The sequence below is a fragment of the Psychromonas sp. SR45-3 genome, from assembly GCF_014163575.1.
Lineage (GTDB): Bacteria > Pseudomonadota > Gammaproteobacteria > Enterobacterales > Psychromonadaceae > Psychromonas > Psychromonas arctica.
The window spans coordinates 23,145-45,755 of the sequence record NZ_JACJDP010000033.1 but is presented as its reverse complement, the minus strand read 5'-3'; the positions used below and the strand labels follow the sequence as shown (position 1 = coordinate 45,755).

Annotated in this window: 14 protein-coding genes and 1 riboswitch; of the genes, 1 reads left to right on the top strand and 13 read right to left on the bottom strand. The window is 38.4% G+C overall.

The features are described from left to right. Positions 1-3,142 precede the first annotated feature (3,142 nt). A riboswitch (FMN riboswitch) is annotated at positions 3,143-3,304 on the top strand. A gap of 611 nt (positions 3,305-3,915) precedes the next feature. After that, positions 3,916-4,833 (top strand): DMT family transporter, encoded by a 918-nt coding sequence (locus H5084_RS15095; protein ID WP_182691227.1) that lies wholly within the window; start codon positions 3,916-3,918, stop codon positions 4,831-4,833. Between the two features lie 609 nt (positions 4,834-5,442). Here H5084_RS15095 and H5084_RS15090 read toward each other — a convergent pair. The 13 genes from H5084_RS15090 to cobJ all read right to left on the bottom strand — a co-directional run bounded on the left by H5084_RS15090 (position 5,443) and on the right by cobJ (position 22,573). After that, positions 5,443-5,694, bottom strand: a complete 252-nt coding sequence (locus H5084_RS15090) for a hypothetical protein (protein WP_182691225.1) — start codon at positions 5,692-5,694, stop codon at positions 5,443-5,445. Positions 5,695-6,761: 1,067 nt separating this feature from the next. After that, positions 6,762-7,523 carry a transporter substrate-binding domain-containing protein gene (locus H5084_RS15085; RefSeq protein WP_182691223.1) on the bottom strand — a complete coding sequence of 254 codons (762 nt, stop codon included), beginning with the start codon at positions 7,521-7,523 and terminating at the stop codon, positions 6,762-6,764. A gap of 397 nt (positions 7,524-7,920) precedes the next feature. Beyond that, positions 7,921-8,370, bottom strand: coding sequence for a DUF302 domain-containing protein (locus tag H5084_RS15080; RefSeq protein ID WP_182691222.1), 450 nt, complete (start codon positions 8,368-8,370; stop codon positions 7,921-7,923). Between the two features lie 172 nt (positions 8,371-8,542). After that, positions 8,543-10,570, bottom strand: a complete 2,028-nt coding sequence (locus H5084_RS15075; RefSeq protein WP_182691220.1) for a GGDEF domain-containing phosphodiesterase — start codon at positions 10,568-10,570, stop codon at positions 8,543-8,545. A gap of 100 nt (positions 10,571-10,670) precedes the next feature. Next, positions 10,671-11,741, bottom strand: a complete 1,071-nt coding sequence (locus tag H5084_RS15070; RefSeq protein WP_182691218.1) for a threonine-phosphate decarboxylase — start codon at positions 11,739-11,741, stop codon at positions 10,671-10,673. A 290-nt stretch (positions 11,742-12,031) separates the two neighbouring features. Then, positions 12,032-12,961, bottom strand: coding sequence for an adenosylcobinamide-phosphate synthase CbiB (cbiB, locus tag H5084_RS15065; protein ID WP_182691216.1), 930 nt, complete (start codon positions 12,959-12,961; stop codon positions 12,032-12,034). Beyond that, positions 12,958-13,611, bottom strand: a complete 654-nt coding sequence (locus tag H5084_RS15060; protein ID WP_182691214.1) for a histidine phosphatase family protein — start codon at positions 13,609-13,611, stop codon at positions 12,958-12,960. The genes cbiB and H5084_RS15060 overlap by 4 nt, the downstream gene beginning before the upstream one ends. Positions 13,612-13,766: 155 nt before the next feature. After that, the gene (locus H5084_RS15055) at positions 13,767-14,951 is read right to left on the bottom strand and encodes a sirohydrochlorin chelatase (RefSeq protein WP_182691212.1); all 1,185 of its coding nucleotides are present in this window, start codon (positions 14,949-14,951) and stop codon (positions 13,767-13,769) included. A 238-nt stretch (positions 14,952-15,189) separates the two neighbouring features. Continuing rightward, entirely contained in the window at positions 15,190-15,843 is a 654-nt protein-coding gene (gene bluB, locus H5084_RS15050; RefSeq protein WP_182691211.1) for a 5,6-dimethylbenzimidazole synthase, read from the bottom strand. Positions 15,844-15,901: 58 nt separating this feature from the next. Next, positions 15,902-19,717: a cobaltochelatase subunit CobN gene (gene cobN, locus H5084_RS15045; protein ID WP_182691209.1), complete on the bottom strand. Its 3,816-nt coding sequence runs from the start codon at positions 19,715-19,717 to the stop codon at positions 15,902-15,904. Positions 19,718-19,723: 6 nt separating this feature from the next. After that, positions 19,724-20,833, bottom strand: a complete 1,110-nt coding sequence (gene cobW, locus H5084_RS15040; protein WP_182691207.1) for a cobalamin biosynthesis protein CobW — start codon at positions 20,831-20,833, stop codon at positions 19,724-19,726. Continuing rightward, positions 20,817-21,623 (bottom strand): precorrin-4 C(11)-methyltransferase, encoded by an 807-nt coding sequence (gene cobM, locus H5084_RS15035; protein ID WP_160063412.1) that lies wholly within the window; start codon positions 21,621-21,623, stop codon positions 20,817-20,819. The genes cobW and cobM overlap by 17 nt, the downstream gene beginning before the upstream one ends. 164 nt (positions 21,624-21,787) lie before the next feature. Continuing rightward, complete coding sequence (gene cobJ, locus H5084_RS15030; RefSeq protein WP_028870315.1) at positions 21,788-22,573, bottom strand: precorrin-3B C(17)-methyltransferase; 786 nt, start codon at positions 22,571-22,573, stop codon at positions 21,788-21,790. Positions 22,574-22,611: the final 38 nt, after the last annotated feature.

Sequence of the window (22,611 nt, the reverse complement as noted above, 5' to 3'; positions counted from 1 at the left end):
GTTTATTGTTTATTGTTTATTGGGTATTGTTTTATCTTTTACTATTTTTTATCGTGCAGTTTCTGTTTTATTTACCGCAAGCAATTGTAAATTAATACATAATGTATTGGGATTTAACTAAAATACCAATATCAATACATTATGTAATAAATAGTCAAAATTAATACCTAAAACACTGGCTCAGTGCTTACCTTAGTTATTTGACTTTAACTTGTTCTTTTTCGTAACCAGCTATATTTATTAACATTTTCTTTATATTTCGAGATAACGTTTAACTAAATTATTAGTCTGATAAATATATTTATGCGCAGGATACCGAAGCAGATGGATTGATGCAAGTATCCATACTTTATTTACTTCTATTATCAAGTTTTTTTAACTCATTTTATTGTTTATATTTTTGCAGATAAAGCTTAACGAGTTTAATTAGCAAAAACAGATATCAAGTGAAAAAGTTTGAAGTTTGAATACATTAAGGCTTTATTTCAGTTTACTGGAGTAAGGCCTTTTTTATATCTGTTGTATTAATGAGTTTGCTTTAGATGGGGGTGATTTGAGGTTGTTTGGTATTTAGCTCGTCTACGCTCGTCATGGCAGTTTAATTATTATTAGCATTTATTTCGCCCTTGCGGCGACAGCGCTTGTTTGGTGAGGTTGTTTGGTATTTAGCTCGTCTGCGCTCGTCGTGGCAGTTTGATTATTATTAGCATTTATTTCGCCCTTGCGGCGACAGTGCTTGTTTTGGTGAGGTTGTTTGGTATTTAGCTCGTCTACGCTCGTTGAGCTTCTTTGATCATTTGAGTTAGGTGTTCGTCTGCGCTCACCTGGTCAGTGTGATTAATTGTATGCTTTGGTATTTCGCCCTTACGGCGACTTTACTTTCTCTTGGTCAGAAGAGAAACCAGTACCCAAAAAATCAAAGAGACTGACACCGGATCGTTTTCTGTTCCAATCTAAACCGGCATTTTAAACGCATCATGTCAGGATGGCCGCCCATGGCCATTCTGACATTATCGCAAACGTCCTGTTTGCGATTGCTAAAATGCCAATTTAGCTTGGGAAAACTTGACGGTGGTGTTGTACGTCCACGGTGAGCTGATGTTTTTTATTGCTGAATTGTATATGCGCTGTTAGCCGTTTATTCTCGTTTCGCGCGCTCTGCGGAGGAGTGCAGAACATTTTCTTTGGTCAGTTTGCTTGATTTTTAACTCGTCTGCGCTCACCTGGTCAGTGTGATTAATTGTATGCTTTGGTATTTCGCCCTTGCGGCGACTTTACTTTCTCTTGGTCAGAAGAGAAAGTAAGCAAAGAGACTGACACCGGATCGTTTTCTGTTCCAAATAATAAATAGCTTTTATTACGCACCGGCTCTTACGGCACATCCATGTGCCAAACGAGCCTAATCCAAACATCCTGTTTGGTTTTGCTAAAAGCCATTGATGATTTGGGAAAACTTTACGGTGGCCATGTTGTAGCCACATTGAGTCATGCTTTATTATGGCTTAGCTCTAGTCGGCCAGTTTGCTTGGGGCTTTAGCTCGTCTGCGCTCGTTGAGGTAGATAGGCTTCTATTAACAGTGTTTTCGCCCTGTCGGCGACACGCCTTTCTCTTATCAGAAGAGAAAGGCGGCAAAGAGACTGACACCGAGGCGTTTTCTGCTCCAATCTAAAGCGGCATTTTAAACGCATCATGTCAGGATGGCCGTCCATGGCCATTCTGACATTATCGCAAACGTCCTGTTTGCGATTGCTAAAATGCCAATTTAGCTTGGGAAAACTTGACGGTGGGATTGTACGTCCACAATGAGTTAATGTTTTATTGTGGCTTAGTTGTGTAGGGTGAGGTTATTTGTTTTTTAGCTGGTCTTCGCTCGTCGTAGCATTTTGATCATTTGAGTTGAGTTAAGTTCGTCTACGCTCATCGTGGCAGTATGATTAATTGTATACTTTGGTATTTCGCCCTTGCGGCAACTTTACTTTCTCTTGGTCAGAAGAGAAAGTAAGCAAAGAGACTGACACCGGATTGTTTTCTGTTCCAATCTAAACCGGCATTTTAAACGCATCATGTCAGGATGGCCGTCCATGGCCATTCTGACATTATCGCAAACGTCCTGTTTGCGATTGCTAAAATGCCAATTTAGCTTGGGAAAACTTGACGGTGGGATTGTACATCCACAATGAGTTAATGTTTTATTGTGGCTTAGTTGTGTAGGGTGAGGTTATTTGGTTATTTAGCTCGTCTACGCTCGTCGAGGCAGCTTGGCTTCTATTAACAGTGTTTTCGCCTTGTCGGCGCCCCTACTTTCTTTTGTCAGTAAAGAAAGTAGGCAAAGAAACTGACACCGGATCGTTTTCTGTTCCAAATAATAAAGTGCTTTTATAACGCACCGGCTCTTACGGCACATCCATGTGCCAAACGAGCCTAATCCAAATATCCTGTTTGGCTTTGCTAAAAGCAATTGGTGATTTGGGAAAACTCGACGGTGGAGCTGTACGTCCACTGTGAACTGATGTTTTATTGTTGCTGAATGATATATGCGTTGTTAGCCGTTTATTCTCGTTCCGTATGCTCTGTGTGGGAGTGCAGAGCATTTGCTTTGGTGAGTTTGCTTGGGTTTTCAACTCGTCTGCGCTCGTTGAGGCGGCTTGGCTTCTATTAACAGTGTTTTCGCCCTGTCGGCGACACGTCTTTCTCTTATCAGAAGAGAAAGGCGGCAAAGAGACTGACACCGAGGCGTTTTCTACTCCAAATAATAAATCGCTTTTATAACGCACCGGCTCTTACGGCACATCCATGTGCCAAACGAGCCTAATCCAAACATCCTGTTTGGTTTTACTAAAAGCCATTGATGATTTGGGAAAACTTTACGGTGGTGTTGTACGTCCACAATGAGTCATGTTTTATTGTGACAGTTTAAACATTATTTTTTGTAGTATCTTTATTCCCGAGCTTAAATTCTGTGATTTATTTCAGCCTGTGGGCTCTGTTATTGCAACAGAATGAAGAACGTAATTAATGTGCATTTGATTTATTCATTTCGCTAATTAAATAGAAGCATCAAAGACTTCATTTTACTTGTTTTTTTAAAAAACATTATTACTATAACGCTTGGTTGATTTATTTATAAAATAGTTTCAACCAATTCGACTTCAGGGCGGGGTGAAATTCCCCACCGGTGGTATTTTTACAAACAATATTTGTGAGTAAAAGAGCCCACGAGCGCCTAACTATTAAGTTAGGGTCAAGCAGATTTGGTGAGAGGCCAAAGCCGACGGTTATAGTCCGGATGGAAGAAGATCGATAACAAACAGATTAAAAGTCATAATAAATAATACTTTACGAATTTTGTAAATCGTTGAAGTATTTTTTAATAACTTTTTTAAATTATGACGAACCAAACTTAGTCCTGTTTAGATAAGAATAAGTTTTATAATATTAATGACCTTTTTAAAGTCATTTAGCTTTGCGTATCATTACTACTCGATATTGTATTTAAAGCCTCTATGGGCAATTGAACATTTTATTTAGATGAGTAGTTTTGTCGGTTAAGTGGCGATATTAATTTAGTTTCGTCAAATTTTAGTCTGTCTGTTTTATTCTGTGATGTTTAACTTTTACTATTTTTATTAGCCATTGTAATAAAAAGTGTTGTGATTTTTATACTGTCTACATGCCTTAGTTAAAGGTGTGAATTAATGAGTTCGACGATTAACCACGTTAGTTTTTTATAATTACTTCTTTTGCGAAGTATACATTAAAGAAACAGGTAAGTGGGCTTATTAATAGTTGAATTCAATCAGTAAAATAGATCACTATGGTGGTACAGTTATTTATAACTGCTAAAAGCTCAGCATCATTGAATTAGATTCGTTCCAAGCTCTGTCTTTCTATCCTTTTTATTTTTAGGAAATGTCATGACAGGTATTACTTTTATATTTTTTGCGTGCCTACTTTGGGCTGCTGATACACTTATCCGCTACCCATTACTTTTTGGCGGTTCAAGTGCACAACAGATTGTTTTATTTGAACATCTGATCCTTGTTACCGTGATTATCACATTTTTCATTGTGCAACGTCGCAAGTTCAACTTCCTTAGCCGCCAGACTATTGTGCCATTTATCGTTATTGGCATATTTGGATCTGCACTAGGTACCTTAGCTTTCACCGAAGCCTTTTATCTCGCCAATCCAACTGTGGTTATCTTATTACAAAAGCTACAGCCTTTAGTGGCGGTCACTTTAGCTTGCGTATTATTAAAAGAACAAATTAACTCGAGATTTTTTATTTGGCTAGGTTTAGCACTATTAGGTAGTTTGTTACTTATTTGGCCAGATCTACAAGTTTTACTTTCCAGTTTTAGAGAAGGGGATTTGGAGCATAATAATAAAGCGCTACTAGGTTACGGATTGGCTTTATTTGCGGTGATCAGTTGGGGAAGTGCAACGGTATTTGGTAAGAAGTTAAGTTCAAAAGGTCTGAATAGCATCGATCTCATGGCTGGACGTTTTAGTTTTGGACTTTTAGGTATGTTGCCTTTTGCGTTTATCACACCAACTTTAGTCACTACTATTGAAATAAGTGTTTTACAGAAAATTGCTATTTTGGCGCTGCTTTCAGGTGTTTTTGGTATGTATTTTTATTACCAAGGCTTAAAGCGGATCCCTGCTCATTGGGCGACACTTGCTGAAATGTTTTTTCCTGTAGCGGCTATCTTTATCAACTGGTTGTTTTTAAGTGTCGCGATGACACAGGTGCAATTGATTGGTGCAGCGACGCTTATTGCAGCTAGTACTATGATTCAGAAGCAAACAGCCCCAAAACAATCTATATGAATATTAATGAGCGGTAAGCGCTAATTGCTCTAATTCTTTAACGTATTATGTTAATGAGCTTTCTTTTAGCTTTGGCTCGACTGCACTCGTTGAGGTAGTTTGATTATCATTCATAGTAATTGTTAGTGGTTTAAGCTCGTCTGCGCTCGTCGAGGCAGCTTGGCTTCTATTAACAGTGTTTTCGCCTTGTCGGCGACCCTACTTTCTTTTATCAGAAAAGAAAGTAGGCAAAGAAACTGACACCGGATCGTTTTGTTGTGGCAGTTTAATCTGTTATGCGTGGGGATGATAAGCGCTTATTTTGAAGAAGTTGTTTGGTATTTAGCTCGTCTGCGCTCATCGTGGCAGTTTGATTAATTGTATGCTTTGGTATTTCGCCCTTGCGGCGACTTTACTTTCTCTTGGTCAGAAGAGAAAGTAAGCAAAGAGACTGACACCGGATCGTTTTCTGTTTCAAATAATAAATAGCTTTTATAACGCACCGGCTCTTACGGCACATCCATGTGCCAAACGAGCCTAATCCAAACATCCTGTTTGGCTTTACTAAAAGCCATTGATGATTTGGGAAAACTTTACGGTGGCCATGTTGTAGCCACATTGAGTCATGTTTTACTGTGGCAGTTTGAGCATTATTTTTTGTAGTCTTATTCCACATGCACTGCATGGGAATTCTGTGAATTTGCTTTGGTGAGTTTGTTTGGTTTTTAGCTCGTCTTCGCTCGTTGAGGCAGCTTGGCTTCTATTAACAGTGTTTTCGCCATGTCGGCGATCCGACTTTCTTTTATCAGAAGAGAAAGTAGGCAAAGAGACTGACACCGAGGCGTTTTCTGTTCCAAATAATAAATGGCTTTTATAACGCACCGGCTCTTACGGCACATCCATGTGCCAAACGAGCCTAATCCAAACATCCTGTTTGGCTTTACTAAAAGCCATTGATGATTTGGGAAAACTTTACGGTGGTGTTGTACGTCCACGATGAGTTAATGTTTTTATTGTGGCAGTTGGGGCATTATTTTTTGTATGAGTTTGCTTTTGGTTTTAGCTCGTCTGCGCTCGTCGAGGCAGCTTGGCTTCTATTAACAGTGTTTTCGCCTTGTCGGCGACCCTACTTTCTTTTGTCAGAAGAGAAAGTAGGCAAAGAAACTGACACCGGATCGTTTTCTGTTCCAACTAATAAATGGCTTTTATAACGCACCGGCTCTTACGGCACATCCATGTGCCAAACGAGCCTAACCCAAACATCCTGTTTGGTTTTGCTAAAAGCCATTGATAATTTGGGAAAACTTTACGGTGGTGTTGTACGTCCACGGTGAGCTGATGTTTTTTATTGCTGAATTGTATATGCGCTGTTAGCCGTTTATTCTCGTTCCGTATGCTCTGTGTGGGAGTGCAGAGCATTTGCTTTGGTGAGTTTGCTTGGGTTTTCAACTCGTCTGCGCTCGTTGAGGCTGCTTGGCTTCTATTAACATTGGTTTCGCCATGTCGGCGACCCTACTTTCTTTTGTCAGAAAAGAAAGGCGGCAAAGAGACTGACACCGAGGCGTTTTTTGCTCCAATCTAAACCGCCATTTTAAACGCATCATGTCAGGATGGCCGTCCATGGCCATTCTGACATTATCGCAAACGTCCTGTTTGTAATTGCTAAAATGCCAATTTAGCTTGGGAAAACTTGACGGTGGGATTGTACGTCCACAATGAGTCATGTTTTATTGTGGCAGTTTAATCTGTTCTTCGTAGTGATGATAAGCGCTTGTTTTGAAGAAGCCGTTTGGGTTTTAGCTTGTCTTTGCTCGTCGTGGCAGTTTGATCATTATTAACATTTATTTCGCCCTTGCCGGGACACGCCTTTCTCTTATAAAAGAGGAAGGCGTTAAAGAGGCTAATGAGAGAATATTTTCACTTCAATCTAAGCCGTTATTTGGTTTTAATTATAATAATGAGTTTTTCTTCATTAGTGCTTTATCTACGCCTTTTAATTTCATTTCATCCATTATGAAGTTAACGGTGTTTAATAGGCGTTGTTCTCCTACTGGCATCAGGTAACCAAACTGGCTTTTTGTGAATGGGTTTTCTTCTCTCACTGCTTGTAAGGTTTTATCTGTTGCTTGATAAAATAAGGCTTCTGGGGTCTCAGTTACCATCACATCAACCGTGCCAGCGGATACTGCTTTGGGTACATCTAGGTTGTTTTCATATTTCACAATGGTGGCTTTAGTCAGAAATTGCGCTGCAAATTTTTCATTAGTTCCGCCAATATTCACACCTACTTTAACACTCGGTACATTCACTTCTTTTAATGTGTCATATTGTTCTTGCTTGCCATTGGCAACTAAAAATACTTTACCAAAGGTCATATAGCCCTGGGATTGTTCTGCTGCTAATTGACGTGACATTCGACGGGTAATTCCACCCATTGCGATATCATATTTACCTTGTTTAAGATCTCCGACTAGATTTTTCCACGTTGTTTGTACAAAACGTACTTCAACACCCAACTGCTCTGCAAAATGTTTTGCAACATCAATATCGTAACCTGAATACTGTGTATTATCGTAGTAAGTAAAAGGTTTATAGTCGCCAGTTGTACCTATGGTTAATACTCCTTTTTCTTGAATATCATCCAGTAAGTCAGCTTGAGCATTAAAGCTAATAGCAGCGATTGAAAGCAAAGCAATAGAAGAGAGTTTCATAAATATCCTTAAGTTTTAAGTCTTGTTTTATAGGTCATGCTTATAGGCACAGGTTTATAGGAATTATCTTATAGGTCTTGTTTGTAGGTATTGGTTTGTAAGTATTAGTTTGTAAGTATTGCTTTATAAGTTTTTTCATCAGAAATCGGTTTATAAGTCATCGGTATATAAACAGATTTTTTATAACCACTCTCTTTACAAATAACAGGTTACTTTAATAAGCCATGATGTTACTGAAAGCATGAACCCTACAATAAATTCACTGGTTATAGGGTTTCAATCTATATGGCTTTTCAACACTCCATTAAAACGGAGTGCTAACTACCCCAAAAAAAACGCAAACACTGAGCTAAGCAATTGATTATGTTAGCAGTTATAAGCAATCAAAAATGGTTAGTTATTTTGCAGCTGCTTGCGTTAAGCCACTTAATACCGTGGAGACCTTCATTAATACTTTGTCACATCCTTTTAAGTCATGCCGCTGTTTCATATATTCTGGATCGTTGTAGGTAAGCCAAACTTTATTATCCGCATCGGTCCAGATTAATACTTTTTGAGGAAGGTCAATGGCAGCTAGTTGTGAACATTGCATAATTGGCGTCCCAACCTTCGGGTTACCAAAGATGATCACTTCCGTTGATCTTATTGTTAAATCAACCCCTGCAGCATTTTTTTGATGATCAATTCTAGCAAAAAGAGTTAGTCCTTTTTTTTCTACGATTGATGCAAATTTATCTGCGGTCTGTTTTGCTGAATGCTTACTCTCAACTGAAATTAAACCTTCTGAAGCTTGCGCGTAGCCTAAAACAAAAAATGAGAACAATGCAAAAATAATAATTTTTTTCATGGTAATTTCTCTTCAATTATAGGTTTAGAGGGATAGGGTTAGAGATTTTCTCTGCATAAAACTTCTAGCAAACGATGGTTGCCAAGAAATTAGCAAAGAGACTAAAGTATTAAAGATGACTAGTGAACTTAAATTCTATAAAACAGTACGAATTTAATACTGCCTTTTTAACTTAGAGGTGTAAATGATTAACCTTGTGATTATCAAGTAATATTTCAAAATCGTTAATTCTGAGAGGTTTACTGTATAAAAAACCTTGATGATTGAAGCAACCTAATCGATTCAAACAATCTGCTTGTTGCTTGTTTTCAATACCTTCTGCAACCAATCCAAATTTGAAGGTTTTTGATAATAAGATCAAGGCATTGATAATGGATAAGTCTTTTTCTGAATCAACAATATTATCGATAAAGCATTTATCTATTTTCACATTATCAACGGGTAATGTTTTCAAACGTTGTAGTGAAGAATATCCAGTACCAAAGTCATCTATCGATAGCTTTATTCCTAAGGCTCTTAATTTATTTAACGTTGGGATCAAGTATTTATTATTTTCAGAGAACAAAGATTCCGTGACTTCAAGTTCTATTGAGCTACCTTCTATCTGGTACTTATTAAGTATATTCTCAATGCTGGACACAAAGCTTTCGTTGTCTAATTGTCGTAAGGAAACATTAATCGCGACAATGCCGTTAAACTTTTGTTTGCTTTGCCATTTTTTTACCTGCATGCAAGCCGTTTCAATGACAAAGTCACCAACCTCTTTGATCATGCCATTGGATTCAAGTATCGGAATGAAGATCTCAGGTGAAATAATGCCGTGATCGTAATGCTTCCATCTTAATAAACACTCGACACCGTAAACTTGGTCGGTAATGGAATTAATTTGAGGCTGATACCACACTTCAAATTCTTGTCTAGACAGCGCTACTTTTATATCTTGCTCTAACAAGTGTTGTTGTCGAACTAACTGTTTCTCTGATGAGTCAAAAATCGCATATTGATTACCACCTAACCGCTTCACTTTTTGCATCGCTACATCGGCAAAGGAGATAAGCTCACGTAAATCCGTTGAATTGACAGGGAACTGACTAATGCCAATACTAATCGACATTTTAAATTGTCCATATCCAGTGAGAAAAGGACGATCAAAGATAGTTAATAATTTAGCCGTTATTTTATCTATATTTTTAAGTGATTCTTCACCTTCGATAACAACAACAAACTCATCATCACCACTTCTTGCCAGTATATCATTATCTCTTAATCGTCTTTCAAAGCGATTAGCAATACACTTTAATAGCTCATCCCCTACATGATGACCATATGTGTCGTTAATCATTTTAAAACGATCTAAATCACAACATAAAATAGCAAAATAAGCGGGTTTAACTGCGTTAGATTTTTGTAATTCGGCCAGTTTTTCAAATAATAATCTGCGGTTAGGTAAACACGTCAATGAATCATAATAAGTATGAAATTTCTTTTCTTCTATTGATTTTTTTAATGTAGTGATATCGTTAAATTGACAAATATAATGCGTAATAATGTCATTGTCGTCTTTTAAACATGAGACATTTAACCACTCTGGGAATATTTCACCATTTTTACGTTTATTCCAAATCTCACCATGCCAATTACCTGTACTTATTAGTTCTTGCCAAAATTTGCGATAAAAATGTTTGTCCTGTTTGCCGGATTTTAATACTGAAGGTGTCTTACCCAACACCTCTTGGCTCGAGTAACCCGTAATTTCACTAAAGCTATCATTAGCACATAAAATATAACCCGATGCATCTGTCACTAATACCGCTTCTTTATATTCTCGATACATTTTCGATAAAAAAGATAATGCATGCTTTGCTTCATCTAAATAAGACAAATTTTTAATAAATAAAGTGATCACATCGGTTTGATCATAGCGGCGGAAAAATACGACTTCAACGGGAGTGGTTTCGGCCTTCATTGTAAGCAACCGAGAATGGTAATGCCCATAGGTTGTATTATGTAGTGTTGAAATACCCTGTTCAGCTAAATGCAGATCAAACTCTTTAATATTTTTACCAACGGCATCATCAGTGGTTGTATTGACCATTTTTAAATAGCACTGATTTACCTCGAGAATAGTCCCGTCTAATTGTAACGTTAAAATTGCGCCGTTTTTTTCGTATCTATCGAGTAAGTTTTCAAAAAACGCCACTTTCCCCCCTTAACGTTAAGACTGAACCTGTATTTACAGGTAAAAAATAAAACAAATAGCTTACAACACTTACAGATTAAATGCTGAATGTAAAGTAAGGCTAATAACTAATGACCTTTATTAATGCCAACTGCAATTTTTTTAATTCGGTTTCATTAGCAATACCAAAACGTAACGAATCATTTTCATCGGTTAATCTGACATAAATACCTTGTTCGCAAAGCTGATGATAGACATCTGCGGCTTTATTCAGAAAAACAGTAATAAACAATGCATTGGCTTCAATACGAGCACCTACAAAATGTGTTTCGAGTATAGATCGCATTACTTTGCTTTGTTGCTGTAATCGCATTTTTTGAGTGACTTGCCACGTTTTATCTTTTAAAACCTGCTCTGTAATAAATAATGCAGGACCATTAATTGACCAAGGTCCAATATTTTCTTGTACCGTTTGACACCACTCTTTGCTACTACAAACAAAACCAATGCGTAAACCGGCAAGCCCAAAAAATTTTCCAACGGAGCGTAATACAATCACATTTTCACTAATTTGATCTAAGCGGTGTTCTTGATAGGTTATATCATTTAAATCAGTAAGGTGGTAAATAAAACTAAATTCAGGCTCAAAAATATCTGCAAATGCTTCATCAATGATTAATAAAGCTTGCTGCTGGGTACATAGTTCCTGGCATTGTTTTAATTGATTAATAGTAAAAGCATCGGTTAGTGGATTATTTGGATTGATCACCACTACCACACTATTTTGTTGTATATCACAGGGTAATGACTGTTGATAAAAATGTAATCGATAACCTGCTTTAGACCAAGCTTGTTGGTGCTCTTTATAACCTACTTTAGGTAAATAGGCATGTTTCTCTTTGAGTGGAATATTATTGAGTTCTGCCACTTTGCAATTCCACAGCTCTGGTAGCTTTTCAATCAACTGCTGACTCCCGGCTAACGGCCAGCAATACGGTGCTTGATAATAGGCTTTCGCCGCATTCACTAAACTATCGGTAATAGTGGGTAAATTTTGCCATATATGAGTTGGAATTTTGGGGATCGGGTAACTAAATGGAGCAATGCCCGTAGACAGATCTAACCACTCTTGCTCTGGGATTTGATACTGCTTTGCGACGCGACTAAGTTGTCCGCCATGTAGAGTTGCCATGATACGAATTGACCTTTTAAAAATAGCGATAGATGAGTAGATAGACTCACCAATTGTAACAAACATAAACAGCTAAAATGATTGGTTAAAAGTACTAATCATAATAAGTGGCTAGGATAACTGAGGTGAATAACGAAGGTAAATAGCTAAGGCGGATAACTAAGGTAAATAACTAAAGTAAATAACTACTACAAATAACTAAACTTAATACTAAAAAGAGTTAAATACTGAAAAGACTAACTAAAGCCACTCGTTGACAGTTTATACAGTTGGTAGCTCATTAGTAACCATTACAGTAGAAACCATTGATAAACAAAAACAACTACTAACCAAACAACGACCGCTTGTTTTACTAAGGTTAGGCTAGCTTTAATATGCTTACTTTGAACAACTTCACCTTGACCTAATAATGGTGAGTTAACTGTTTTACCAAAATAAACTGCACTGCCACCTAAACAAACATTTAGCACCGTTGCGCCAGAGGCCATTACCCAACCACCATTATGGCTTTTATAAGATTGGCTTTGTGAATACGCATTAACAAGCGCTTGCTTGCCAGTACCATTAAATAAGCCAATGATAGTAAATAATAACGCAGTGATTTTTGCACTCACAAAACCTAATAAGTCATCCATTCTGGCACTAAATTTACCAAAATAGTTAAACTGCTCAGTTCGATAACCCCACATTGCATCTAAGGTGTTACTCAAGCGATGTATGATCACTAGCGGCGCTCCGCCAATAACAAAATAGATAAGTGTCGCTGTGACACCATCATGACCATTTTCAAGCATAGATTCGGTGGTTGCTCGGCTGATTGCTTGAGCATCTAATTGGCTAGTATCACGGCTCACGATATAAGAGCAATAATGCTGTGCTTGGGCTAAGTCGTTATTGATTAATGGATTATAAATTTGCATGCCGTGCAGATTCAAACTATTTAATGCCACTGCCCAGTAAACAATATAAATATTAACTAACAGAATAAGATAACCAGGCAGTAACCAAAGCAGTAAAACATATAACAATGGCAATGGCAGCACTAATAAACACCAAGCAACGAGACCTGCAATAAATTGTTGTTGATGGTTACCTTTATTGAGTTTTTTTTCTAATTTATTAGCGAAGTTGCCAAATATAATTAAAGGATGGAAACGCCTAGGCTCGCCAATGAAGTGATCAACCACCAGCGCAGTTATCAAGGTAAACAGCAGTATCATAGTTTTGCGAACGTTCCTGTTTCTTGATCATAAGTCATGGCAATTAATTGCGCATTTTTATAGTCATAACCGGTACTTAATGCTTTTTTTGATGATCCTTTAGATAATGATGCTTTAGATAATGATGCTTCAGACAAAGATACTTCCGATAATAACGGTTGACTAAATTGCGCCATAAAAGATCGTAAAATATCGCCGTGACTGACAATTAAAAAGGTTTCATTATTCGCCGTTTGCAACTGATTAGTTAATGCTTTTGTAAAACGCGCTAATAGCTCTTTTGCACTTTCACCTTGCTCAGGTTTACAGTCAGTAATTTGTGAGGTTATTTCATTATAATTAAGATCACCATTTACTTCGCTCACTAACTTACCTTGCCATATGCCAAAATGACGCTCTTCAAAACCAGGTACAGGCTTAACGGTTATATTTAATTGTTCTGCACAAATGTTAGCAGTTTGAACGGCACGCCCTAATGAAGACGTTAACACTTGAGTGATATTTAACTCGCTGCACTGAGCTGCGAGTTGTGAAGCTTGTTGTTCCCCTTCTGACGTAAGGAAACTATCGAGCTGCCCTTGAATTCGGTGTTCAACATTCCATTCAGTCTGCCCATGGCGGGCAAGATAAAAAGTAGTTTTGTTATTCAAATGTCAGCTCTTATTTTAATCAGAAGGTTTAATAGGACAGTGTTAATCAAATTTGATTCCCGTTGATAGTAATCAAAAATAAAAAGTAACTAATGCTCACCTGCCATTAGTTACTTTGATAGTATAAAAATGAGATGTTACTTTATCAATAACAACTATTTTCTATGTGCCAATGCTTCACCTTGTACACCATTGTTAATACGTTCCATCTCTTCGTCCAATAGCGCTTGTGGGAATTGGCTCATGAAACAACAACAGATGCCTTCACCGATCATGGTTCTAGGCCCTAATGGATGAGCAATATGTTTATACACACCGTGACTATGAGGCTCTACATGCGCATGGTCATGGCTATGAGAATGATCATGTGAATGTTCATTATGAGAATGTTCATTACCATGAGAATGTGCATGATCATGGCTGTGAGAATGGTCATGATTGTGCGAATGCGCCTGCTCAGTTGCTGGATCTTGATATTCAGCATGATGATGATGCACATCGATTTCACCAGCGGCTAAACGACGCTTGAATATCGCCATCAAATCTTCTTCACTTGATTGCGTATTATCCATGATGTCACGAACACGGACTTCAAATGCATCGATTACCTTTTCATGGTCACGTAAGTAAGGCGTATTAATAAATTCAATGCTTGGGTTTTCTTTTGCAATTTTATCGACATAACCAGAAATACGTTTGATTAAACGACCTGTAAATAAGAAATAAGGGGCAACCACAATACGCTTGTAATCAAGTTTAATCAGCTTTTCAAGACCCACTCCAACTGAAGGATAAGTCACACCGGAATAAACCGTATCAGCCCAACCAAAGCCCATATTTTCACTAACAATACGTGTTAATTTAGCCGCTTCAGCGTTCGCTTGTGTATCAGAGGTACCACGGCCAACAACGACTAACATCGTATCGTATAATTCAGCAGGTGGATTATCAGCATCTAAGCCTAATGATTCATAAATACGTGCTTGAAACGCGTTGATCATTGGCTCTTGTAAACCTAACTCTTTACCGTAACTTACTTGCAATCCTTCATTTTTTTCTTCAAAAGTAGTTAATACTGAAGGAATATCATTTTTAGCATGTGTTGCAGCAAATAACATACCGGGTACCGCATAAATATGCTCTACACCTTGGTTGATCAAACTGTTTAACCCCATGTGAATGTTAGGCGCAGAATACTCTAAGAATCCGTATTCAACAGGCAAGTCAGGAAAACGTTTTTTTAACCCTTCAGCAACCAGTGAGAATTCCATTTCAGCGTCTTTATCACGGCTACCGTGACCACAAACCATAATGCCTTTCTTAACTACTTTATTATTCATTTTTAATCTCTTTATATCTTTTAATTGTTTTTTATTTACACTTTATTTGGCGCAGTTGATTCGCTGTAAACGGAATTGATTCGCTTTGAACTCATTTATTTCGCCATGGTATCAATGACAGCTAAAACAGCAATCGACAATTGTTATTTTTCTAGGTTCAGATAGCTATAATTAACGTAGAAGCTAATGTAATAACTAATGCAATAAACTAATGTGACAAGTAGTGTAAAAAATACGACTACTTAGTTTCTGGCCAACTATTCTCAAACAAAAAAGTATCAACTTCTGCAGCTTGAGCCCAGTTTTGTTCAATCAACATTGGCTTTTCATAAAATTTTTCAACGTGACCAATACATAAAATAGCAATCGGTCGGCTGTCTTCAGGCATATTTAATAAATTAGCCAATTGAATCGGGTCAAACAAAGAAACCCAACCAAGGCCAATCCCTTCAGCACGTGCGGCTAACCACATATTTTGAATCGCACAGGCCACTGACGCTAAATCCATATCAGGCATAGTACGACGGCCAAACAGATGTTTTTCACGCCCTTCAGGCAAGGCAACAACAATCAATTCAGCACACACTGAAATACCTTCTACTTTTAACTTTAAGAAGTCACTCTTACGTTGATTCAAAAGTTCTGCTGTTATATTGCGTTCAGTTTCCACTAACGTTTTTATCGACGATTTTAATGCATTATCTGTAATACGAATAAATCGCCACGGTTGCATTAAGCCAACACTTGGTGCTTGGTTAGCAACCGTTAATAAACGTGTTAATAATCCTTTTTCAAGCGGTTCACTGCTAAAATGGCGCATATCTCGGCGCTCTTTAATAACACGATAAACGGCTTCTTTTTCAACTTGGCTATAGCTATGCTGGCTTTTCATTATTGACTACTTTTTTTAATTAAGGTCTTCTTCTGTTTTACTTTATATCTAACTGACTTTACTTAGCTTCTTGCATCTCATCACACTGTAATAGGAGATCTTGTAGCTTTTCTTTATATTCCTCAGGCGCTTGCCATAAACCACGTTGCGCCGCTTCCATTAAACGCTCGGCCATCTCTTCCATAATTTGTGGATTATTATCTTTTAAAAATTGCTGATTAACGTCATCAAACAGCAGCGTATCAGTCACTTGCTCATATTGATAATCGGCAATCAAATCTGTGGTCGCATCATAGGCAAACAGGTAATCAACCGTTGCGCCCATTTCAAAAGCCCCTTTGTAACCATGTTCACGCATCCCTTCAATCCATTTAGGATTTAAAACACGCGAACGGATCACACGATTCAATTCTTCTTTTAAGGTACGAATCACCGGCTTACTTGGATTACTATGGTCACTATGATAAATGGTTGGTGCTTTACCTGAATACACCTGAGCTGCGTTACTCATGCCACCTTGGAATTGGTAATAGTCATCGGAATCTAATAAATCATGTTCACGGTTATCTTGATTTTGTACTACGACTTCAATGTTACTTAGTTGATGTAAAAAGGCATCTTTAGCCTGCACGCCATCTTTATCGCTGTTACCGTAGGCGTAACCGCCCCAGTTTAAATACGCTTCAGCTAAATCGCTTTTCTCTTCCCAACAACGTTCATCGATTAAACCTTGTAACCCTGCGCCATAAGCGCCCGGTTTAGAACCAAATACACGATAACTTGCTTCACGTTTAGCTTCACCAATTACCATGCCATCGGCAATTAACTGTGCTTCACGTTGTTTAATATTTTGTTGGATTAAATTACCGTTGCCCGGTTCATTGAGTTCGCTAATGGCAACCACAGCCGCATCAAACAATGCCATCACATTAGCAAAAGCATCACGGAAAAAACCGGAAACTCTTAAGGTCACATCAACTCTTGGACGATTTAATAATTGAAATGGAATAATCTCAAAATCCACCACACGATTACTGCCCTGCGCCCAAATAGGCTTTACCCCCATCAATGCAAAAGCTTGTGCAATATCATCACCACCAGTGCGCATGGTTGCAGTGCCCCACACCGATAAACCAAGCTGTTTAGGATAATCACCATGTTCTTGTAAATGACGATGGATTAACGCTTGCGCCGATTGTTGACCTAATATCCAAGCGGCTTTCGAGGGAATCGCGCGATTATCCACAGAATAGAAATTGCGTCCTGTTGGTAGTGTATCTAATCGACCTCGCGTTGGTGCACCGCTTGGCCCGGCTTCAATAAATTTTCCATCTAACCCGTCAATGATTGCGCTTAATTCATTTTTAACACTTTGATTTAACGCCGCTTGAATGGTTGATTTTGCATAGGTTAATAACGCTTGTGTTGCTGGATAATTATTCAGCTCAATAAGATCGTTATCGTTAAGTAAAAAGTGCTCAACCCATTCTAAGGCCAACAACTCTAAACGTTCACGCGTATCTGCATGCGTTCGCCATAGGGTTTCACTCACCTTCATTAATAATGAAGGCTTTTCATCCAACCATTGTTCACGAGTCGCTTCTAAAGGATCGAATGCTTTACCATCTACTTGCAAGACAAAATCACTCACTAAAGCGTGTAAAATACCTTGGTTTATAACGCCTTCACCACGTGGTAAGCGTAATAAAGCAATTAAGGTATTCGCTACTTTATGTGGTTCCGGCAGTTGCCCAAGAATATGTAACCCATGACGAATTTGCGCTTCTTTAATATCACAAAGGTAGGTATCTAATTCTTCTAATACTTGATTATCGTCTTCACGCGCCGCTTCATTTAATTCATCGAGGATATTAGTGCTTTGTACTTTTTCTAAAATTTGTTCACGCAACCACACTTCACGGCGCACATCTAAACCTTGTGCTTGATAATATTCATCGACTAAACCTTCTAGCTCAGCCAATTCACCATAAGTTTCAGCACGCGTCATCGGTGGCATTAAATGGTCAATAATCACTGCTTGCGTACGTCTTTTTGCTTGCGCTCCTTCGCCGGGATCGTTAACAATAAAAGGATAAAAATGTGGCATTGGACCTAACACTGCATCAGGCCAACATTCATTAGAAAGCGCAAGCCCTTTACCCGGTAACCATTCTAAATTACCGTGTTTCCCCACATGAATAACCGCGTTGACTTGATAAGTAAAACGTAGCCAAAAATAGAAGGCTAAATAGTTGTGTGGCGGTACTAAATCAGGGTCATGATAGTTAGCGAGTAAATCAATATTAAAGCCACGTGCAGGTTGAATACCGACAAAGGTTTCACCTAAGCGGATCCCTGAGATCATCAAACGTCCATCACGACATTTAATATCATCTTCGGGTTTACCCCAACGCTCGGTAATGGCTTGCTGACTCACTAACGGTAAATCTGCAAAGGCTTTTTTGTAATCACTTAACGACAAGCTCTGCCAACAGGCTAAATGATGTAACGTATTGGGGTTGTTGGTCACTGATTCTAATAAGGTTTCAATCAGTTTATTGCCGTTTTCAGGCACGCTATCAATGGGATACCCCGCGTTCTTTAAGGCATTTAAGATATTCACTGTCGAGTTTGGCGTGTCTAATCCTACACCGTTACCGATGCGGCCATCTTTGGTTGGATAATTAGCTAAGATCAGCGCAATACGTTTGTTTTTATTATCGGTAAGTGAAAGCTTAATATACTTTTTAGCCAACTCAATCACAAACAAAGCACGCTCGCTATGTAATTGATATTGCACTAATGAAATTTGTGTTTTCTGATCAAAAAAAGCTTCGGTTTTAAAGCTAATGGCACGGGTTAATACTTTGCCATCCATTTCAGGTAATACCACCTGCATAGCAATATCACGACTACGTAAACCTTGTTTGTAATCCGTCCAATCCTCTAACGCACTACTAGAAAGTACTAGCTGTAAAATAGGAATATCAACGGCAAATAAACGCTTAAAGCTATTCGGTTGAGAGCTTAATCCGGGACTGCTCACTGTATTCGCAGCAAAGTCTGTACTGTTTAAAATCAAACGGCAATCATGCGCACTTAAAAGCTGATTCACCACACTCATGGCTTGTTCATCTTTTAACGAACTAATCACTATTGGTAATGGGTTTAAACCATTCGATGACATCAACTCAATAAACTGATCAAACATCTCGCAATTAGCTGATTGTAAATGACTACGATAAAAAATCAGTGCGACGACACTTTGTTCTTCTTTCCATTTACGACTGATTTGTTGCTCATTATAAAACTGCGCAACAGGCAAAAACTGAGGGTCATTAACATCGATATTTGACGCAAAATATAGCTGATTCAAATAAGCAAAAAGCTGTGCACTGTTATCAAGCCCACCAGCACGTAAGTATCGCCATACTTGATGTTGAATTTTTTCGGATACATTTGATAATTCAATTAACTCAGGGTCAACATTATCATCACCGGGCACTAAAATAAGTGTGCGATTGGATTTTGCTTTTGACCAGCGAATTAATCCTTCCACACCATATTGCCAATAAGCTTTACCACCTAATAGCGACACCACCACTACTTCTGCTTGCTCTAGGACTTTATCTTCATAAAGGTCAAAAGCAGCAGGCTTTAGTAAGTTAGTCCAATTAACTAAACGCGTTTCAGCCAAGCTATTCGAAGACAGGTTTTTCGAAGATACAGCATTCACCTTTTTAAATCCGGCAGAAAGCGCGGTTAATTGGCTGTCGGCAGCGCTAAACACAACCAAAGGCGCTGGCGATTGCGCTAAATCGACAATGCCTTCTTCTTCAATAAATCCGCCTGGTTGTGCCGCTAATAGATGCATTTGTTATTAAACCTCTGCGCTTTTTAAGATAGCAATAACTGCAGCTTCGTCTAAGCCCTTACCGATCAACACTAATTCAGTTTTTGGTGTTTCAGTCGCTTCCCATAAACGGTCGAAGTGAACTTCTAAACGTTTACCAACGGCTTGCAATACTTGGCGCATAGGTTTGTTTTCAATAGCTGCAAAACCTTTAATACGGAATAAGTTAAATTCGTTTAATAGTTTTTCAACACTTACTTTTAGTTTGTCAGCATCAACCGCCCCTAAGCTGATCACCATTGAATCAAAATGGTCATGTGCGTGGTCGTGATGTGCACCGTGAGCATGATGATGGTCATGATGGTTATGAACTTTATCAATGGTTTTTTCAGTGCCCGCATTAATACCGATTAACACTTCAAGTGGTACGTCACCATTATTGATATAGGCAGTTTTAACTGAACTTGGTACACGTTTCTCTATGACAGCTTTAACGCGTGCTTGCTCTTCTTCAGTTAATAAATCACTTTTACTCACGACCACTAAATCAGCAGAGTTAAGTTGATCGTCTAATAGTTCTTGTAAACTTGGGTCATGATCTAAACTTTCATCTAATGCACGTTGTTGTTTTACTTTATCTTCATCAGCTGCAAAACGACCCGCTGCAATTGCAGGACCATCAACTAATGTAATAACAGCATCAACCGTGCAATATTCTTTAATACCCGGCCAGTTAAAGGCTTGTACTAATGGTTTTGGTAACGCTAAACCAGATGTTTCAATTAGGATATGATCGATTTGGTCACGACGTTCAACCAATTTTTTCATCACAGGTAAAAACTCTTCTTCTACCGTACAACAGATACAACCGTTGGCTAATTCATAGATTCCATCATCGCCACCGACTAGTTCTGCGCCATCTCCTTCGCATCCACTTTCTTCATCAAAGGGACAGCTACGTAGTAATTCTGAATCGATATCTAATTCACCAAATTCATTCATGATCACAGCAATACGTTTGCCTTTTGCTTTTTTAAGCAAGTTTGCTAATAACGTTGTTTTACCGCTACCAAGAAAACCTGTTACAACCGTCGTTGGAATTTTATTTAATGAAACGTTCTTATTTGCTACTGTCATTTTTGACCTCTAATTCTTCAATGGAAAGTGTGTTTTTACGGCGACGGAAAATATTAGGTTTATCTTTTTTATACAGGTACGAATCTTCAAAATTGGTCGTATCTAATACGTGACCAACCAAAATAAGTGCCGTTAACTTAAACCCTTTGGCTTCTACTTTTTCTGCAATATCCGCTAATGTGCCCGTGACTTTATCTTGGTCAGGCCATGAACTGCGGTAACAAACCGCCACAGGACAATCTTCACCGTAATGTGGAATTAACTCAGCCACAATTTTACGGATCTTAGTAATACCTAAATGGATTGCTAAGGTTGCGCCACTTTGTGCTAATTGCGGTAAACGCTCACGTTCAGGGAAAGGTGTTTTACCTTCATAACGTGTCATGATCACCGTTTGCGACACACCTGAAAGTGTTAGCTCTTTGCCTAAATATGCAGCAGATGCAGCGGTTGCACTCACACCAGGAATCACTTCATAGTCAATACCATGTTTTTCTAAACGACGGATTTGCTCTGCAATAGCACCGTATAAAGCAGGATCACCACACTGTAAACGTGCAACGTCCTTACCTGCTTTTGCAGCTTCAACAAAATATGCTTCCATTTCATCAAGATTGATTTTAGCCGTATCAACAATCAACTCTGCACTGTCTTCAACATCTTGTAATGTTTGACGTGGAATCAACGACCCTGCATACAACACAACAGGACACTGCTTTAACAAACGCGCCCCTTTAATCGTCATCAATTCAGGATCACCCGGCCCTGCGCCAATAAAATAAACTTTCATGTAGAATCCTTCTTAATTAATACTTTAAGCTTTTAATTGCTACTTTTAACTCACTATCACAAAATAAATTATGGCTAAGCAATTCACGCTAGTTCAAGGCGAAAGCACGGAGCTTGGTTTACCAAGTGAGTACTTTCAACGCAGAAATCGCTTCAAGTGCGACGCTATAATTTCTTTTTATAGCCACGAGGTGTGTACACCCAGTTTTTATCACCGTTGACGATATGACGAGACTCACTATTACCGACACTCACTAACGTAAACATATCTACGTCTTTTGCATCTAACTCATCTAAACGGATAATACGGATACTTTCATCTTCACGGGTCAATTGACGGCCTAATAAAACCGGTGTTGAAGCTGGACGGTACTTTAATAATACGTCGCGGGCGTGATTAAGCTGCCAATCACGTTTCTTAGATACAGGGTTATAAAAAGAGATAACAAAATCGCCTTCTCCAGCACTATGAATACGTTTATTGATCGTTTCCCACGGCGTTAACAGATCTGACAAACTCACTGTACAGAAGTCATGACCTAACATTGCACCAATACGGCTTGCGCCTGCTTGCATTGCTGAAATGCCTGGTACAACATCGATTTCAACCTCTAACCATTCAGGATGATCTTCAAGGCCTTGAAGTTGTCTATCCAACAATTCAAACACTAATGTTGCCATCGCATAAATGCCGATATCACCACTTGAAATAAGTGAAGTAGTTTTACCACTTGCCGCTAGATCTAATGCAAGGCGCGCACGACCAATCTCTTCACCCAATGGTAAATCATGGTGTACCTTGTTATTACAAGGCTCACCTAAAAGATCTAAATACAGTCCATAAGCCACTAAATCGGTACTTTGTTGTACTGCTTTTAATGCTTTAGGAGCCACTAAGTCAGCATCACCCGGTCCCATACCGACAACAAAAAGTTGTTTTTTATTATTCATGACTCTCTCTTTAATATTTACGTTTTAAATTTTTTACT

Coding starts and splice junctions, on each gene's coding strand:
- H5084_RS15095 (WP_182691227.1), top strand. CDS start 3,916: ATGACAGGTATTACTTTTATATTTTTTGCGTGCCTACTTTGGGCTGCT.
- H5084_RS15085 (WP_182691223.1), bottom strand. CDS start 7,523: ATGAAACTCTCTTCTATTGCTTTGCTTTCAATCGCTGCTATTAGCTTT.
- H5084_RS15080 (WP_182691222.1), bottom strand. CDS start 8,370: ATGAAAAAAATTATTATTTTTGCATTGTTCTCATTTTTTGTTTTAGGC.
- H5084_RS15070 (WP_182691218.1), bottom strand. CDS start 11,741: ATGGCAACTCTACATGGCGGACAACTTAGTCGCGTCGCAAAGCAGTAT.
- cbiB (WP_182691216.1), bottom strand. CDS start 12,961: ATGATACTGCTGTTTACCTTGATAACTGCGCTGGTGGTTGATCACTTC.
- H5084_RS15055 (WP_182691212.1), bottom strand. CDS start 14,951: ATGAATAATAAAGTAGTTAAGAAAGGCATTATGGTTTGTGGTCACGGT.
- bluB (WP_182691211.1), bottom strand. CDS start 15,843: ATGAAAAGCCAGCATAGCTATAGCCAAGTTGAAAAAGAAGCCGTTTAT.
- cobN (WP_182691209.1), bottom strand. CDS start 19,717: ATGCATCTATTAGCGGCACAACCAGGCGGATTTATTGAAGAAGAAGGC.
- cobW (WP_182691207.1), bottom strand. CDS start 20,833: ATGACAGTAGCAAATAAGAACGTTTCATTAAATAAAATTCCAACGACG.
- cobM (WP_160063412.1), bottom strand. CDS start 21,623: ATGAAAGTTTATTTTATTGGCGCAGGGCCGGGTGATCCTGAATTGATG.
- cobJ (WP_028870315.1), bottom strand. CDS start 22,573: ATGAATAATAAAAAACAACTTTTTGTTGTCGGTATGGGACCGGGTGAT.